This window comes from Achromobacter sp. (assembly GCF_057314935.1).
Genome location: NZ_DBHKZA010000012.1, coordinates 17789 through 34934, shown reverse-complemented (window position 1 = coordinate 34934; position 17146 = coordinate 17789). Strand labels below are relative to the sequence as shown.

At 63.6% G+C, this 17146-nt stretch carries 10 protein-coding genes; 6 read left to right on the top strand and 4 right to left on the bottom strand.

Annotated elements, in window-relative coordinates; all coding sequences use genetic code 11:
• Window positions 1–25: 25 nt before the first annotated feature.
• Together rpoB and rpoC are read left to right on the top strand one after the other, a co-directional pair.
• Complete coding sequence (gene rpoB, locus ACO6D5_RS06450; protein ID WP_485824933.1) at window positions 26–4138, top strand: DNA-directed RNA polymerase subunit beta; 4113 nt, start codon at window positions 26–28, stop codon at window positions 4136–4138.
• Window positions 4138–8382, top strand: a complete 4245-nt coding sequence (gene rpoC, locus ACO6D5_RS06445) for a DNA-directed RNA polymerase subunit beta' (protein ID WP_485824932.1) — start codon at window positions 4138–4140, stop codon at window positions 8380–8382. The genes rpoB and rpoC overlap by 1 nt, the downstream gene beginning before the upstream one ends.
• Before the next feature lie 125 nt (window positions 8383–8507).
• Here rpoC and ACO6D5_RS06440 read toward each other — a convergent pair whose 3' ends face one another.
• A complete protein-coding gene (locus ACO6D5_RS06440; protein ID WP_315846919.1) occupies window positions 8508–8903 on the bottom strand; it encodes a TssQ family T6SS-associated lipoprotein in 396 nt (131 codons plus the stop codon).
• A gap of 154 nt (window positions 8904–9057) precedes the next feature.
• On the opposite strand from ACO6D5_RS06440, the gene ACO6D5_RS06435 reads away from it, so the two are divergent.
• Window positions 9058–10314 carry a serine/threonine-protein kinase gene (locus tag ACO6D5_RS06435; RefSeq protein ID WP_485824931.1) on the top strand — a complete coding sequence of 419 codons (1257 nt, stop codon included), beginning with the start codon at window positions 9058–9060 and terminating at the stop codon, window positions 10312–10314.
• Between the two features lie 13 nt (window positions 10315–10327).
• Here the strand turns inward: ACO6D5_RS06435 and ACO6D5_RS06430 are convergent, their stop codons facing one another.
• The 3 genes from ACO6D5_RS06430 to ACO6D5_RS06420 are packed head-to-tail and all read right to left on the bottom strand — an operon-like array spanning window position 10328 to window position 14528.
• Window positions 10328–12643, bottom strand: coding sequence for a CHASE2 domain-containing protein (locus ACO6D5_RS06430; RefSeq protein WP_485824930.1), 2316 nt, complete (start codon window positions 12641–12643; stop codon window positions 10328–10330).
• Window positions 12644–12669: 26 nt separating this feature from the next.
• Window positions 12670–13776, bottom strand: a complete 1107-nt coding sequence (locus tag ACO6D5_RS06425) for a FecR domain-containing protein (RefSeq protein WP_485824929.1) — start codon at window positions 13774–13776, stop codon at window positions 12670–12672.
• A 35-nt stretch (window positions 13777–13811) separates the two neighbouring features.
• Window positions 13812–14528, bottom strand: coding sequence for a response regulator transcription factor (locus tag ACO6D5_RS06420; RefSeq protein WP_485824928.1), 717 nt, complete (start codon window positions 14526–14528; stop codon window positions 13812–13814).
• 267 nt (window positions 14529–14795) lie between these two features.
• Here ACO6D5_RS06420 and ACO6D5_RS06415 point away from each other — a divergent pair, with 267 nt between their 5' ends.
• The 3 genes from ACO6D5_RS06415 (at window position 14796) to rpsG (ending at window position 17131) form a co-directional block, all read left to right on the top strand.
• On the top strand, window positions 14796–15497 hold the full coding sequence (locus ACO6D5_RS06415) for a response regulator transcription factor (protein ID WP_485824927.1): 702 nt from the start codon (window positions 14796–14798) through the stop codon (window positions 15495–15497).
• 619 nt (window positions 15498–16116) lie between these two features.
• Window positions 16117–16494 carry a 30S ribosomal protein S12 gene (gene rpsL / locus ACO6D5_RS06410; protein WP_005017264.1) on the top strand — a complete coding sequence of 126 codons (378 nt, stop codon included), beginning with the start codon at window positions 16117–16119 and terminating at the stop codon, window positions 16492–16494.
• A gap of 166 nt (window positions 16495–16660) precedes the next feature.
• Entirely contained in the window at window positions 16661–17131 is a 471-nt protein-coding gene (gene rpsG / locus ACO6D5_RS06405) for a 30S ribosomal protein S7 (RefSeq protein ID WP_006216561.1), read from the top strand.
• The last annotated feature ends 15 nt before the right edge of the window (window positions 17132–17146 follow it).

Below are 17146 nucleotides of genomic sequence, written 5' to 3'. Positions count from 1 at the left end.
CATGCAACCTCGAGTCGGAGTGCTCATGCCTTACTCGTACACCGAAAAAAAGCGCATCCGCAAAAGCTTCGCCAAGCGTGAAGACGTTCAAAACGTTCCTTTCCTTTTGGCGACACAGCTTCAATCCTACCTAACTTTCCTGCAGGCGGATACCGCCCCGTCCGATCGCGTAGCCGACGGTTTGCAGGCGGCGTTCTCGTCGATTTTCCCGATCGTTAGTCACAACGGTATGGCGCGCTTGGAGTTCGTGAGCTACGTGCTCGGCGAACCGGTGTTCGATGTCAAGGAATGTCAGCAACGTGGCCTGACCTATGCCTCGCCCCTGCGAGCCAAGGTCCGCCTGGTGCTGCTTGACCGCGAAGTCAGCAAGCCGACCGTGAAGGAAGTGAAGGAACAGGAAGTCTACATGGGCGAAATTCCGCTCATGACGGGCACGGGTTCCTTCGTCATCAATGGCACCGAGCGTGTCATCGTGTCGCAGCTGCACCGTTCGCCTGGCGTGTTCTTCGAACACGACCGCGGCAAAACGCACAGCTCCGGCAAGCTCCTGTTCTCGGCCCGCGTGATTCCTTACCGCGGTTCGTGGCTGGACTTCGAATTCGACCCGAAGGACGTCCTGTTCTTCCGCGTCGACCGTCGTCGCAAGATGCCTGTCACGATCCTGTGCAAGGCCATCGGCATGACGCCGGAATCCATCCTGGCCAACTTCTTCGACTTCGATAACTTCGAATTGAAGAGCGAAGGCGCGATGATGGAATTCGTGCCCGAGCGTTGGAAGGGCGAAATGGCCCGCTTCGACATCTCGGACCGCGATGGCAAGGTCATCGTCGAAAAAGACAAGCGCATCAATGCCAAGCATCTGCGCGACCTGGCTGCCGGCGGCATCCAGCGCATCTCCGTGCCGGAAGACTTCCTGTACGGTCGCGTGCTGGCCAAGAACATCGTCGATGAAGACACCGGCGAAGTCATCGCCAATGCCAACGACGAAATCACGGAAAGCGTGCTGGGCGCCCTGCGTGCCTCGAACGTCTACGACATTCAGGCGCTCTACACGAACGACCTGGACCGTGGTCCGTACATCTCGCAAACGCTGCGCACCGATGAAACCGCCGACCAGATGGCCGCGCGCGTTGCCATCTACCGCATGATGCGTCCTGGCGAGCCGCCCACCGAAGAAGCGGTGGAAGCGCTGTTCCAGCGTCTGTTCTACAGCGAAGAGACGTACGACCTGTCGCGCGTGGGCCGCATGAAGGTCAACAGCCGTCTGGGCCGTGGTGAAGACATCACCGGCCCGATGACGCTGACCAACGAAGACATCCTTGAAACCATCAAGGTGCTGGTTGAGCTGCGTAACGGCCGTGGCCAGATCGATGACATCGATCACTTGGGCAACCGCCGCGTGCGTTGCGTGGGCGAACTGGCCGAAAACCAGTTCCGCGCAGGCCTCGTGCGTGTCGAGCGCGCCGTCAAGGAACGTCTGGGCCAGGCCGAGACGGAAAACCTGATGCCGCACGACCTGATCAACTCCAAGCCGATCTCGGCTGCCATCAAGGAGTTCTTCGGTTCGAGCCAGCTGTCGCAGTTCATGGACCAGACCAACCCGCTGTCGGAAATCACGCACAAGCGTCGTGTTTCCGCACTGGGCCCGGGCGGTCTGACCCGCGAGCGCGCCGGCTTCGAAGTCCGCGACGTGCACCCGACCCACTACGGCCGCGTCTGCCCGATCGAAACGCCGGAAGGCCCGAACATCGGCCTGATCAACTCCATGGCGCTGTACGCTCGCTTGAACGAGTACGGCTTCCTGGAAACGCCTTACCGCAAGATTATCGATGGCCGCGTGAGCGAGCAGATCGATTACCTGTCGGCCATCGAAGAAAGCCACTACGTCATCGCGCAGGCTAACGCCGCGCTGGACGAGCAGGGCGCCTTCGTGGACGACCTGGTTGCTTGCCGTGAAGCAGGCGAAACGATGTTGACCTCGCCGGCCAACGTGCACTACATGGACGTTGCTCCGTCGCAGATCGTGTCGGTTGCTGCCTCGTTGATTCCGTTCCTGGAGCACGACGACGCGAACCGCGCACTGATGGGCGCCAACATGCAACGTCAGGCCGTGCCTTGCCTGCGTCCGGAAAAGCCGGTCGTGGGTACGGGTATCGAGCGCACCGTGGCCGTTGACTCGGGCACGACCGTGCAAGCACTGCGTGGCGGCCTGGTCGACCACGTTGACGCCGAGCGCGTCGTGATTCGCGTGAACGACGAAGAAAACGTCGCCGGCGAAGTCGGTGTCGATATCTACAACCTGATCAAGTACACGCGTTCGAACCAGAACACGAACATCAACCAGCGTCCTATCGTCAAGCGTGGCGACAAGGTCGCCAAGGGTGACGTGCTGGCCGACGGCGCATCGACCGACCTGGGCGAACTCGCCCTGGGTCAGAACATGCTGATCGCGTTCATGCCGTGGAACGGCTACAACTTCGAAGACTCGATCTTGATCTCCGAAAAGGTTGTGGCTGATGACCGCTACACCTCGGTGCACATCGAGGAACTGACGGTTGTCGCTCGCGACACGAAGCTCGGTCCGGAAGAAATCACGCGCGACATCAGCAACCTGGCTGAGACGCAACTGAACCGTCTGGACGATTCGGGCATCACGTACATCGGCGCCGAAGTCAGCGCTGACGACGTGCTGGTCGGCAAGGTCACGCCGAAGGGCGAAACCCAGCTGACGCCGGAAGAGAAGCTGCTGCGCGCCATCTTCGGTGAAAAGGCGTCCGACGTTAAGGACACCTCGCTGCGCGTGCCTTCGGGCATGACCGGTACCGTGATCGACGTGCAAGTGTTCACGCGTGAAGGCATCGTGCGCGACAAGCGCGCCCAGTCCATCATCGACGATGAACTGCGCCGCTATCGCCAAGACCTGAACGACCAGCTGCGCATCGTTGAAAACGACCAGTTCGACCGTATCGAAAAGATGCTGGTCAACAAGACCGTCAACGGCGGCCCGCGCAAGCTGGCCAAGGGCGCCACGATCACCAAGGCTTACCTGGCCGATCTGGACCGCTGGCAGTGGTTCGACATCCGTCTGGCCGATGAGCCGCACGCTGTCGTGCTGGAGCAAGCCAAGGAATCGCTGGAGCAGAAGCGTCACCAGTTCGATCTGGCCTTCGAAGAGAAGCGCAAGAAGCTGACGCAGGGCGACGAGCTGCCCCCGGGCGTGCTGAAGATGATCAAGGTCTACCTGGCCGTGAAGCGTCGTCTGCAGCCTGGCGACAAGATGGCAGGCCGTCACGGCAACAAGGGTGTGGTCTCGCGCATCACCCCGGTGGAAGACATGCCGCACATGGCTGACGGCACGCCGGCCGACATCGTTCTGAACCCGCTGGGCGTGCCCTCGCGGATGAACGTCGGTCAGGTGCTGGAAGTGCACTTGGGCTGGGCTGCCAAGGGCGTGGGCCACCGCATTGCCGATCTGCTGCGCGACGAGCGCACTGCGCAGGTCAAGAACGTCCGTGCCTACCTGGACAAGGTCTACAACACGACCGGTTCCGGCGCCCGCATCGACGAGCTGACCGACGAAGAAGTCATGGAAATGGCCCAGAACCTCAAGAACGGCGTGCCGTTCGCGACGCCCGTCTTCGACGGCGCGACCGAAGAGGAAATCACCACGATGCTGGAGCTGGCCTATCCGGACGACGTCGCCGAGCGCATGGCGTTGACGCCTTCGCGTACCCAGGCATGGCTGTACGACGGCCGCACCGGCGAGAAGTTCGAGCGCCCGGTCACGGTCGGCTACATGCACTACCTGAAGCTGCACCACTTGGTCGACGACAAGATGCACGCGCGTTCCACCGGTCCGTACTCGCTTGTGACCCAGCAGCCGCTGGGTGGTAAGGCGCAGTTCGGTGGTCAGCGTTTCGGGGAAATGGAAGTGTGGGCGCTGGAAGCATACGGCGCCGCCTACACCCTGCAAGAAATGTTGACGGTGAAGTCGGACGACATCACTGGCCGTACCAAGGTTTACGAAAACATCGTCAAGGGCGACCACGTCATCGACGCCGGCATGCCGGAATCGTTCAACGTGCTGGTTAAGGAAATCCGCTCGTTGGCCCTGGACATGGATTTGGAGCGTAACTAATGAAAGCGCTACTCGACCTATTTAAGCAAGTCTCGCAAGACGAGCAATTCGATGCCATCAAGATCGGCATCGCCTCGCCCGAGAAGATCCGTTCGTGGTCTTACGGCGAAGTTCGCAAGCCCGAGACCATCAACTACCGCACGTTCAAGCCTGAGCGTGACGGTCTGTTCTGCTCGAAGATCTTTGGCCCGATCAAAGACTACGAGTGCTTGTGCGGCAAGTACAAGCGCTTGAAGCATCGTGGCGTGATCTGCGAGAAGTGCGGCGTTGAAGTTACCGTTGCCAAGGTTCGCCGTGAACGCATGGGCCACATCGAGCTGGCCAGCCCGGTTGCGCACATCTGGTTCCTGAAGAGCCTGCCGTCGCGTCTGGGCATGGTGCTCGACATGACCCTGCGCGACATCGAACGCGTTCTGTACTTCGAAGCCTGGTGCGTGATCGAACCTGGCATGACGCCGCTCAAGCGCGGCCAGATCATGTCGGATGACGATTTCCTCGCCAAGACCGAAGAGTACGGCGACGACTTCCGTGCCCTGATGGGCGCGGAAGCCGTGCGCGAACTGCTGCGCACCATCGACATCGACCGCGAAGTGGAAACGCTGCGCGGCGAACTGAAGGCCACCAGCTCGGAAGCCAAGATCAAGAAGATCTCCAAGCGCCTGAAGGTGCTGGAAGGCTTCCAGAAGTCGGGCATCAAGGCCGAGTGGATGGTCATGGAAGTGCTGCCCGTGCTGCCGCCGGACCTGCGTCCGCTGGTGCCGCTGGACGGCGGCCGCTTCGCGACCTCCGACCTGAACGACCTGTACCGCCGCGTCATCAACCGCAACAACCGCTTGAAGCGCCTTCTGGAGCTCAAGGCGCCGGAAATCATCCTGCGCAACGAAAAGCGGATGCTGCAGGAAGCCGTTGACTCGCTGCTGGACAACGGTCGCCGTGGCAAGGCCATGACGGGCGCCAACAAGCGCCAGCTGAAGTCCTTGGCCGACATGATCAAGGGCAAGAGCGGTCGTTTCCGTCAGAACCTGCTGGGCAAGCGCGTCGACTACTCGGGCCGTTCGGTCATCGTGGTGGGTCCGCAGCTCAAGCTGCACCAGTGCGGCCTGCCCAAGCTGATGGCCCTGGAACTGTTCAAGCCGTTCATCTTCAATCGTCTGGAGATGATGGGCCTGGCCACGACCATCAAGGCTGCCAAGAAGCTGGTGGAAAGCCAGGAACCGGTGGTCTGGGACATCCTGGAAGAAGTCATCCGCGAACACCCGGTCATGCTGAACCGTGCGCCTACGCTGCACCGTTTGGGCATCCAGGCGTTCGAACCGGTCCTGATCGAAGGCAAGGCCATCCAGCTGCACCCGCTGGTTTGCGCGGCGTTCAACGCCGACTTCGACGGTGACCAGATGGCTGTCCACGTGCCGCTGTCGCTGGAAGCCCAGCTGGAAGCGCGCACGCTGATGCTGGCGTCGAACAACGTGCTGTTCCCGGCCAACGGCGAACCGTCGATCGTGCCGTCCCAGGACATCGTGCTGGGTCTGTACTACACGACGCGTGAGCGCATCAACGGCCGCGGCGAAGGCATCTTCTTCACCGACGTCGCTGAAGTGCAACGCGCCTACGACAACGGTGAAGTCGAGCTGCAATCCCGCGTGACCGTGCGTCTGAAAGAGCACGAGCGCGACGAGGCCGGCGAATGGCAACCGGTTATCCGCCGTCACGAGACGACGGTCGGCCGTGCGCTGCTGTCCGAAATTCTGCCGAAGGGCCTGCCCTTCACGGTGCTGAACAAGGCACTGAAGAAGAAGGAAATCTCGCGCCTGATCAACCAGTCGTTCCGCCGTTGCGGCCTGCGCGACACGGTGATCTTCGCCGACAAGCTGATGCAGTCCGGCTTCAAGCTGGCGACCCGCGGCGGTATCTCGATCGCCATGGGCGACATGCTGATCCCGACCGCCAAGGAAGGCATCCTGGCTGAAGCCAGCCGCGAAGTGAAGGAAATCGACAAGCAATACTCGTCGGGTCTGGTCACGTCCCAAGAACGCTACAACAACGTGGTGGACATCTGGGGCAAGGCCGGCGACAAGGTCGGCAAGGCGATGATGGAACAACTGGCCACCGAGCCGGTTGTGAACCGTCACGGCGAGGAAGTGCGCCAGGAATCGTTCAACTCGATCTACATGATGGCTGACTCGGGCGCCCGCGGTTCGGCCGCCCAGATCCGCCAGCTGGCCGGTATGCGCGGCCTGATGGCCAAGCCGGACGGCTCGATTATCGAAACGCCCATTACCGCGAACTTCCGTGAAGGCCTGAACGTGCTTCAGTACTTCATCTCGACTCACGGCGCGCGTAAGGGTCTGGCCGATACGGCACTGAAGACCGCGAACTCGGGTTACCTGACCCGTCGTCTGGTCGACGTGACGCAAGACTTGGTGATCACCGAGGACGATTGCGGTACGTCGCTGGGCTACAACATGAAGGCCCTGGTGGAAGGCGGTGAAGTCATCGAGCCGCTGCGCGACCGCATTCTGGGTCGTGTTGCCGCCGTGGACATCATCAACCCGGACACGCAGGAAACGGCCATCGTCGCCGGCACCCTGCTGGACGAAGACCTGGTCGACACCATCGACCGCATCGGCGTGGACGAAGTCAAGGTCCGCACCCCGCTGACGTGCGAAACGCGTCACGGTCTGTGCGCACATTGCTACGGTCGCGATCTGGGCCGCGGTTCGCCGGTCAACCAGGGCGAGGCAGTGGGCGTTATCGCTGCACAGTCCATCGGTGAACCGGGCACGCAGCTCACGATGCGTACGTTCCACATCGGTGGCGCGGCGTCGCGTTCGGCCCTGGCCAGCGCGGTGGAAACCAAGTCCAGCGGTCTGGTCGGTTTTGCCAGCACGATGCGCTATGTCACGAACGCCAAGGGCGAACGTGTGGCGATCTCGCGCTCCGGCGAACTGGCGATCTTCGACGACAACGGCCGCGAACGCGAACGCCACAAGATCCCGTACGGCGCGACCGTGCTGGTGGGCGATGGCGAAGCCGTGAAGGCGGGCGCGCGTCTGGCGACGTGGGATCCGCTGACCCGTCCGATCGTGTCGGAATACGGCGGTGCCGTCCGCTTCGAGAACATCGAAGAAGGCGTGACCGTTGCCAAGCAGGTGGACGAAGTCACCGGCCTGTCGACGCTCGTCGTCATCACGCCGAAGACCCGTGGCGGCAAGATCGTCATGCGTCCGCAGATCAAGCTGGTCAACGAGAATGGCGAAGACGTCAAGATCGCCGGCACCGATCACTCGGTGAACATCTCGTTCCCGGTGGGCGCGCTGATTACCGTGCGCGACGGCCAGCAGGTTGCCGTGGGTGAAGTTCTGGCGCGTATTCCGCAAGAATCGCAAAAGACCCGCGACATTACCGGCGGTCTGCCGCGTGTGGCCGAACTGTTCGAAGCCCGTTCGCCGAAGGACGCCGGCATGCTCGCCGACGTGACCGGTACGGTTTCGTTCGGTAAGGACACCAAGGGCAAGCAGCGTCTGGTCATCACCGACCTGGAAGGCGTGAGCCACGAGTTCCTGATTCCGAAGGAAAAGCAGGTTCTGGTGCACGACGGCCAAGTGGTGAACAAGGGCGAAATGATCGTGGACGGCCCGGCCGATCCCCACGACATCCTGCGCCTGCAAGGCATCGAGAAGCTGGCGACCTACATCGTCGACGAAGTGCAGGACGTGTACCGTCTGCAAGGCGTGAAGATCAACGACAAGCACATTGAAGTGATTGTTCGTCAGATGCTGCGTCGTGTGAACATCGTTGATGCCGGCGACACCGAGTTCATCCCGGGCGAGCAAGTCGAGCGCTCTGAACTGCTGAACGCCAACGATCGCATGGCTGCCGAAGAGCGTATCCCGGCAACCTACGACAACGTGCTGCTGGGTATCACGAAGGCCTCGCTGTCGACCGACTCGTTCATCTCGGCCGCTTCGTTCCAGGAAACCACCCGGGTCCTGACCGAAGCCGCCATCATGGGCAAGCGCGACGACCTGCGTGGCTTGAAGGAAAACGTCATCGTCGGCCGCCTCATCCCGGCGGGTACCGGCCTGGCTTACCACCATGCACGCCGCGACAAGGAAGAGCTGGAGGCGGCGGAACGCGAAGCCGCTCGCCAGCAGGCCAACCCGTTCGAAGACTCGCCGGTCACGGTGGGTGCGGACGCAGACGCCCCGGCCTCCGATATCGGCACCGAGGACTCCGCCGAATAAGCGGAACCCCCGGCAGTCCCCCGCGCGCCGTCCCGGCGCGGGGGCTGAAAGCAGAAAGGCCGCTGATGCGAATCAGCGGCCTTTTTCTTTTGGCGTTGCCCTTTCGGGGCGGGATCGGCGGGCGGCTACTTGCCGGCCTGTGTCCGGGCGCGCTGGAAGGCCGGCCCCCAGGACGGGTGGCCGGATTCGTTGGGGGCAAGCTCAAAAGCGGGATCCAGCGCCAGGATGCGGGCGAAGCTGTCTTCGCACAACTGGGCATAACGGGTGACGCAATAGCTGAATGCCTGCAGCTTATAGGCTTCGACGCGCATGGCGCGGGGGGAGGTCGCCAGCGCGTCCGAGGTGGCGACGCTGCGGATGACCTCGCCGTAGCGTCCGGCACCGTAGGCGTCGCGGACTTGTTGCAATTGTGCCGACGCTTCGGGCGTGGCGGGGGCCTCGGGCTGCAAGGACGGGATCCCGGCGCAGCCCGCCAGCATCAACGACGCGCCGAGCAAACTGCTCAGAAAGCGAATTTTCATAGCTTCAAAGGGGGGGTAGGAAGATTGGGCGATACGCTATCGTGCCACAGCCTGATGCGCTCGGACATTTTCGGCAATGTCCTGATGTTGCGGATTGGATAATATTCAGGCTATTCAACCTTTGCACACTACGCGCATGAGCGCAATTCCGATAATGCCTTCGTCCACCGGCCTCCTGACGCCGCGTGGCCCCTTTTCCGGCGCCGCGCCGCTTGCTTTGCGCCCCTTGAGCGCGATTGCCGCCAGTATGGCGGGAGGCGTGCCGGAAACGCGAATCAAGCGGCTCCTGTCGGATCTGCTGCCGTCGCTGATCGCCCTGCACGCGCAGGGTGAGATCTGTGGCGACATCTCGATGGACACCGTGGGGATGGACGAAGGCGCGCGCGCGCACCTGTTGCCCGAACTGGTCGTCGCGCGTTCGCGCCGCGCCAGCCGCAGCCCTACGCCGGGTTTCGCGCCGTTCGAACTATATTCCGACTCCATGGAATGGCCGCGCGGCCCCTGGAGCGACGTCTATGCCCTGTGCGCGGTGATGCATGCCCTGGTGACCGGGCATCGTCCGCCACCGGCGCCTGAGCGCCGCGCGGCAGATACCTACGAACCTCTGGTGTCGCTGGGGCTGACCAAGTACAGCCCGGACTTCCTGTCCGTCATCGACACCGGCTTGGCCATGGCGCCGGCGGACCGTCCGCAGACGCTGGCCGAACTGGCCGCCCTGCTGGGCGTGGCGGCTTACATCGAACCGGCGCCGGCCGAAGCCGAAGCGGCCGCGGGCGCTTCGTACGCGCCGCCGCCCACGGCCAATGCGGCCAAGCCCGCCCGCCGCAGCCGCCCTTTGCTGGCTTTGCTTTGCGTCGCGGCGCTGATCGGCATCGGCACGTATTCCTGGTTCCACTGGGGCATGGGGACTCCCAACGCCCTGATCACGCATTCGGAACTGGTCCAGCCCAACCCGCCTGCCGTGCATCCAGCGCCGCAGGCGACGATACCGCCTGTCGCATCCGTGCAGCCGTTGCCGACCGCGCAGTGGCAGCCTCCCGCGCCGACGCAGCCGTCCGCAGAACAGGCGCCTGCCGTGACGGTCCCCAGCGCCGCCGACCTGGCGCCCACGGCTTCGGTGGAAACGCCGGACCCTGCCGCCCAAGCGCCGGCGGCCGCCGTGGCTCCCAGCGACGAGGCGCCCAAACCCAAGCCGCTGGCCGTCCCCGTGACGGTACGCCTGGATATCCGTCCTTGGGGCGAGGTGTGGATCAATGGCATCGCGCGGGGCATCAGCCCGCCCGTCAAAGAGTTGCGGCTCATTCCGGGGAAGTATCAGGTGGTGCTGCGGAATGCGGACTTGCCGCCGTACCGGGGCACACTGGAGATCAAGGCCGGCAAGCCCGGGGTGATCTCGCACACCTTCCAGTAAGCGCGGGGGCGCGTTACGCCGCCTCGGGCGCCGCGGGCAGGCGCAAGGTGAACACTGAGCCGACGCCCAGCTCGCTCGCGACCTCCACCGACCCGCCATGGCGTTCGGCCACCGTGCGCACGAACGCCAGGCCCAGTCCCGCGCCGCCGACGTCGCCGCGCGTTTCGACTCCTACCCGGGAGAACGGTTCGAACAGGCGGGCCAGGTCCGCTTCGGCGATGCCCTGGCCCTGGTCGCGAATGTCCACGCACCAGAAACCCGGTTCGGCTTCGATGCCGCATTCGATGCGCGTCTGAGGGGGGCTGTACTTGATGGCGTTATCGATCAGGTTGCACAGGGCGCGCATCAACAGGGTCTGGTCGCCGCGCGTGTAGGCCACGGGCAACGGCAATCGCACGCCGAGTGCGATGTCGCGCTTGTGAGCGGACGCCCAGAACTCGTCCACGCCATCCTGCAGCAGGCTGCCCAGGTCCAGTTCCACGGCGCATATCGTCATGGATTCCGCGCGCGTCAGATGCACGAAATCATCGACAAGATGCAGCGTCCGGTTGGCCAGAGTGGCGATACGCGCCAGGGTCTCTCCCTGGTCGTCCTGTGAACTGGCTTCCTGCTTCATTTCCACGAGCGCCAGGATGGAGCTTTGCGGCGCGCGCATGTCGTGCGAGATGAACCGCAGGGTTTCTTCACGCTGGCGCTCGGCTTGGCGGATGCGCGAGATATCGGTCAGCGTCGCGACGGTGCCGGCGAAGTTGCCTTCGGCAGTATGGATGGGGGCGCATTTCAGGATGAGGTCGCGTCCGGCGTAGTCGCGCACTTCCAGATCGGCGCTCCAGGGCGACGAGGCATCCGCAGGAGGGGTCCCGCTTAGCGCCTCGGCCACGCGTTGCCGCGTCGCATCGTCCGAAATGGTCTTCTCCAGCAGATGCGTGGCGGGATGCCCCACGCGCGGCGGCCGCATGCCCAGGCGCTGGAAGTACATGACGGCGGCCTGATTGCGGAATTGCATGTGGCCTTCCTGATCGAAGACCAGCGTCGCGTCCGGCATGCCGTCCAGGCCGTCGGCCAGGAATCGCCGCAGGTTCCGCACCCGTGCCAGAGCGCGCCGCAGTTCGCCCACGCGGCTTTCAAGCGAGGCGTTGGGGCCGGTGAGCTGGGCGCGGGCCTCGTTCAGCACGGGCGGGTACTCGCGCTGCAGCCGCCGCAGTTCGTTGTCCATGTAGCGTAAGGCCGCTTCCTGGCTGCGCCAGCTCCACAGCGGATAGCACAGCGCCACGCCCACCAGGGCGGCGGTCGGCGCAAACCAGAGATAGGCATGGGCCAGCAGCATCCAGGAGGCCAGCAGGATGGCGGCGATCAAGGCAACGCTGACCAGCAGGGCGCGCTTGGGCGACAGCCGCCATAACGCCAGGCAGGCCAGCAGCACTGGCAGGGCGGAGAACAGCGCGTTCCAGGCAGGGGCCGGCCGCAGGTACGAGACGTCGTCGCGCGCCGCCTGCAGCAGGTTGGCGATGATCTCGACGCCTGACATACCGCTCAGGTCGTGCGAGACCGGCGTGGGGTAGGCGTCGCCCAGGCCGGTGGCCCAGGCGCCGACCAGCACGTACTTGCCGCGCAACGCTTCGGCCGGCACGTCGCCGCGCAGCACCGACAGGTACGAGACGGTGCGCATGTGGGCCGTCGATCCCGCGTAGGGGATCAGGATGTTGCCGTCGGGCCCTGCCCGCTGCAGCAGCTGTTGCGCCTTATCGGGCTGGCCGCCGACCGTGAGCATGGACAGCGCAAGATGGAACCGGCGTTCGCCCGAGAAATCGGCGGCCGGCGTGGCCTCCCGCACCACTCCGTCGGAATCGACGCGCGCGTTGATGAAGCCGCTTGAAGCGGCCGCCTGCGCCAGGATGGGGATGGGTGCGGCGATCGCAGACGGATTCGCCAGTCGGTCCAGCACGATGGGCAAGACGGTATGGCCGTTGCGCCGGATGCTGTCCGCAAGGATCCGGTCGTCGTTGGGGTTGACGGTGTCGCTTTCCGCGAAGATCAAGTCCAGGCCGACGGCACGCGCGCCTTGCAGGCGGTCAAGCAGCGCCGCGTGGATCGCGCGCCGCCATGGCCAGCGCCCCAGCGTATCGATGCTGGCGTCATCGATGGCGACGATCAGGATGTCGGGATCGGCGGGGCGCCCCGTCAGCGTCGCGACGCGGTCATAGAGGATCTGGTCGACCCGGCCCAGCCCGTTGAGCGAACCCAGCACGGCCGCCAGCACCGCCAGCACGACTGTCAACCACAGCGCTGAGCGCGAGGTCCGGTCAACGGCGTCGGCAGCGTCGGCCATGGGGCTCCTTTGCGTGTGGACAGGCCCTAGTATTCGGTCAGTATGACAGGCTCACCTGAGCCGCTGGCAACACCCAGCCCGTAGCTGGTCATCAGTTGGTTGGCGCCTTCGAACGTGGCCACCGCATCCTGGCCGCTGAGGCCCAGGTCATCGATGGCGCGTACCGACACGTAGTAAGTGCCGGGGCCGGGCGCGGTGAAGCGGATGTCGTTGGTCGGGAAGGCGACCGACGATACGGGAAGCGTGCCGTCGGCGTCGCGCGATACGCGCACCAGATAGCGCTGGGCACCCGCCACGGGGGCGAAGGTGCTGGTCCAGCCGCCACCGCCCGAACGTTCGGGGGCGGAGAGTTGCGGGGCGGCCAGCAGTTCGCGCACGCCCGACACGCTGCCATCGTTGCGCACGGCGGCGCCATAGCCGCGCGCCACCGCAACCGGCTTGGCCGGCGTGGTGCCGGGCGCATGGGGTTGCAAGCGCACGCTGCCTTCCAGCACTTCGCTTTGCACGCCGCCCGCACCGCTCTGCACGCGGAAACGCGTGCCGCGCACGCCGGTGACGGCGACAGGAGTGCGCACTTCAAAGCGGCCGACGCCTTGGCCGGTGGGCGCGACCGTGGATTCCACGCTGCCGCGCTGCACGTGGATGACCGAGTCTGTCAGCGCGGTGCCTTCGAATTGGCGCAGGCGCGCCAGTTCGACCGAGCCGCCGGCGGGCAGGGTGAGCTTGGATCCGTCGGCCAGCTCCAGCGTCACGAAGCCGTTCTGCGCGGTTACCACGGTGCTGCCTTCGGCCAGGTTCTGGCCCGGCCGCAGGGGTTGGCCGTTCATGTTGGCCTGGCCGCTGACGTGCAGCACGCGCGCCTCGGCGGCGCGTTCGGGAATCATCGCCAAGGGGATGCGCAACTCCAGCCCGATGGGCAGCAATTCCGGTGCGACCACCTTGTTCAGCGTCTGCAGCGGCGCCCAGTTGGCCTGGTTGCGCGTGTACTGCGTCGCCAGGTTGATCAGGGTGTCGCCTTGGCGCACGCGATAGATGAAGTCCTCGCCCAGGGCGCCGGCAGGCTGGCTGTGGGCGGGGGCGGTCAGTGCACAAGAAAGCAGGGCAAGCAAAGAAAGCGCGCGGCAGCGGCTCATGACGTTCTGTTCTCCAGGGATGCGCGCGAAGGCGTCTACGACGGGTTCGCCGGGCTGTCTTCCGACGCGCCGATCAGTTCCAGCCGGTAGCCAAGGGCGTAGGACGAGGTGAGACGCACGCCGTTTTCAGGGCGCAGCTGAAGCTTTTGCCGGATGTTCGACAAGTGCGTGTCCAGCGTGCGCGAGGTGGCGGGGATTTCCCGGTTCCAGACACATTCGGCCAGGACGTCGCGCGACATGAGGCGGCCCTGGTTGCGAAAGAACAGCAGCGCCAGCTCGAATTCCTTCGGCGCCAACGACACCGCCGCGCCATTCAGCGAGATGACGCGCGCCGCGGGTTCGATGCGATAGTTGGCGACGTCGAACGAATCATTGGCGGGCTCGGCGATCTGGCTGCGGCGCAGCAACGCCGCCACGCGGGCCAGCAACTCCAGGGGGCGAAGCGGTTTGACGATGTAATCGTCGGCGCCGGCGCGCAGACCCTCCACCAGGTCGTCTTCGCTGGACCGGTTCGTCAGGAAAATGACCGGCACGCGCGGGCCGACGTTGGCGCGCAACCAGCGCACCACATCGTCACCGTCGATATCGGGCAGATGCCAGTCCAGCAGCACCAGATCGAAGTTCTCGGTGCGCAGGGCGGCCAGCAGGTCACGGCTCTGGTGATAGCTGGTGCAGGTGTATCCCGCGGCGGTCAACACTTGGTGGATGCGCCGGGCTTGATCGAGGTCGTCTTCCAGCGACGCGATTTTCATCAAACGTGTTCTCGCGAAGGCTTGCTACGCAAGCGCGCCCTTTGGCGCCCTACTGCAAGAGGGGTGAGCGAAATTATGTAATCGAATGATAACTCGGGAGAAGCTGGGGCTGGCTACGTTGTGGAAAGAACTGTCAAACATTGCAAAGTTAACGAATCTTGACTGGAGTTGTTGCGTAACAAGCCGCCACACTGTCTCAATCGCCCCACGTTGGCTGTCACATTTCGGCAACGTGTAGCGATTTCGGGTTAGAGGTGGAAATTAGCTATGAATCAATTGCGCATACTTATGATGTCGCCGGACGAAGTGGCTCGCAACGCCGCCGTGTCCGCCTTGCTGCAGGCGGGTATTTCCGCGCGTGGCTGCTCGACGTCGCTGGAGCTGTTCGGATTGCTCAATAGCGGTATCTACGATGCCGTCGTTCTGGATGTCGGGACGTTGGGCGAAATCGGTTACGCGCTGGTCGCGCGGCTGCACGGTTCGTCTCCCATGGGAATTGTGGTTTCTGGCCGCGGCATGTCCGTGGACAGCCGCCTGCGCTGCCTGCAAAGCGGCGCCGACGCCTGCCTGACCGATCCCCAGGATCCGCGCGAACTTGCGTGCATCCTGCTTGCCCTGGCCCGGCGCCTGCCCGCCGCCCAGGAAAACCCCGTTTCCGACGAGACGGCCAACGGCCAGTGGGAACTGCGGGATCAGGGCTGGACGCTGGTCGCTCCGTCTGGCGCCACGATTTCCTTGTCGGCCAACGAGCGCCTGATCGTGCGTTCGCTGCTGGAAGTGGCGGGCAGGGCGGTGGGACGCTCGGAGCTGGGCGAGGAACTGCGGGTGGAAGGGGGCGGAGTGCGCTCCAGCGGGTCGCGCAGCATCGACGTGATCGTCAGCCGGTTGCGTCGCAAGGCGGAATTGGCCGGCGTCATGCTGCCGATCCGCACCGTCTACGGCAGCGGTTACCTATTCGCTGACCAGTAGCGCGGCCGCCCGGGTACCCTGCCCGCATACACGCCTGACGCCGGTTGCATACACTCGTTTTACCCGGGCAACACGGCGGCTTTCAGGCCGGCACGGGCGCGTTTGGACTCGTTTCAGGCTCGTTGTCAGGCCTATTTCAGGCCCGCTTTCAGACCGGCTTTCAGACCGGCTTTCAGACCGATTCGCCGCTTCACGATTTGCCGGGTACGTGACCCCATTTTTCACGACCCGCGCCGAAACCGTTGTCTTTGCGCCGCCATTTCACCGGCCGCGCGCCGCGCTGCGGCATTTACAAATTTCTTTGACAGCATCCCTTGATCTCAGTTATGCTAAAGGGCTTACTGCTTTATTTCGCGCGCAAAATCTGTTCGCTAAAGGGTAAACAGTCCAGGATCCGAAATCAAGGTGCGTCACGAGCCTTTTATTTTGGGTCCATCGGTCCGACTGCCCCCGAGGTACTCAGTTTTGTGCGTTTGTCATAGTTTGTTGGCAAGCCCGCTCTTTTACGTATATGAACGTTTGAGGCGGTTTTGCGCGAACTGCCTTCTCCGAAAGACACTCTTGAGGAGACGAGTACGTAAGTACTTACCAGTGGTACGTAAAAGGGATTTCAAAGGTCATGCCTACCATTAGCCAACTCGTGCGCAAGCCGCGCGAAGTCAGCATCATCAAAAGCAAGAGCCCCGCGCTCGAAAACTGCCCGCAACGCCGCGGCGTGTGCACTCGCGTGTACACCACCACCCCCAAGAAGCCGAACTCCGCTTTGCGTAAGGTTGCCAAAGTGCGTCTGACCAACGGTTACGAAGTCATTTCGTACATCGGCGGTGAAGGCCACAACCTGCAAGAGCACTCGGTGGTTCTGGTGCGTGGCGGTCGTGTGAAGGACTTGCCCGGTGTGCGTTATCACATCGTGCGCGGTTCCCTCGACCTGCAAGGCGTCAAGGATCGTAAGCAAGCCCGCTCGAAGTACGGCGCCAAGCGCCCGAAGAAGGCTTAATAACGAGTCAGCAGTACCCCCGCGTGGCGGAAGTCCGTCACTAGGGAAGTGCGACCGCGCCCTCCGGTTTCTGGGATGGAGTGCGGCACGTAAGGGGTCGTCCCAATGGGCGGCCATGGCCGTGTAATGAAACACGGTTCAACTGAACAGACACAAGGAAGCAACAATGCCCCGTCGTCGCGAAGTACCCAAGCGCGAGATTCTGCCCGATCCCAAGTTCGGCAGCGTCGAACTCGCCAAGTTCATGAACGTCGTCATGCTGGACGGCAAGAAGGCCGTCGCCGAGCGCATCGTTTACGGTGCCCTCGAGCAAGTGCAAACCAAGACCGGCAAAGAGCCGATCGAAGTTTTCAGCCTGGCGATCAACAACATCAAGCCGATCGTCGAAGTGAAGAGCCGCCGCGTTGGCGGTGCCAACTACCAAGTGCCGGTTGAAGTGCGCCCCGTGCGCCGCCTGGCCCTGGCTATGCGTTGGCTCCGTGAAGCCGCTAAGAAGCGTGGCGAGAAGTCGATGGATCTGCGTCTTGCTGGCGAACTGATCGACGCCTCCGAAGGTCGTGGCGCCGCGATGAAGAAGCGCGAAGACACGCACAAGATGGCAGAGGCCAACAAGGCCTTCAGCCATTTCCGCTGGTAATTTAAGGACTAATCC

Excerpts from the sequence above, each read along its gene's own strand:
- ACO6D5_RS06440 (WP_315846919.1), bottom strand. The coding sequence starts at position 8,903 with ATGAAAATTCGCTTTCTGAGCAGTTTGCTCGGCGCGTCGTTGATGCTG.
- rpsL (WP_005017264.1), top strand. The coding sequence starts at position 16,117 with ATGCCTACCATTAGCCAACTCGTGCGCAAGCCGCGCGAAGTCAGCATC.
- ACO6D5_RS06415 (WP_485824927.1), top strand. The coding sequence starts at position 14,796 with ATGAATCAATTGCGCATACTTATGATGTCGCCGGACGAAGTGGCTCGC.
- rpoB (WP_485824933.1), top strand. The coding sequence starts at position 26 with ATGCCTTACTCGTACACCGAAAAAAAGCGCATCCGCAAAAGCTTCGCC.
- rpsG (WP_006216561.1), top strand. The coding sequence starts at position 16,661 with ATGCCCCGTCGTCGCGAAGTACCCAAGCGCGAGATTCTGCCCGATCCC.
- ACO6D5_RS06435 (WP_485824931.1), top strand. The coding sequence starts at position 9,058 with ATGCCTTCGTCCACCGGCCTCCTGACGCCGCGTGGCCCCTTTTCCGGC.
- rpoC (WP_485824932.1), top strand. The coding sequence starts at position 4,138 with ATGAAAGCGCTACTCGACCTATTTAAGCAAGTCTCGCAAGACGAGCAA.
- ACO6D5_RS06420 (WP_485824928.1), bottom strand. The coding sequence starts at position 14,528 with ATGAAAATCGCGTCGCTGGAAGACGACCTCGATCAAGCCCGGCGCATC.
- ACO6D5_RS06430 (WP_485824930.1), bottom strand. The coding sequence starts at position 12,643 with ATGGCCGACGCTGCCGACGCCGTTGACCGGACCTCGCGCTCAGCGCTG.
- ACO6D5_RS06425 (WP_485824929.1), bottom strand. The coding sequence starts at position 13,776 with ATGAGCCGCTGCCGCGCGCTTTCTTTGCTTGCCCTGCTTTCTTGTGCA.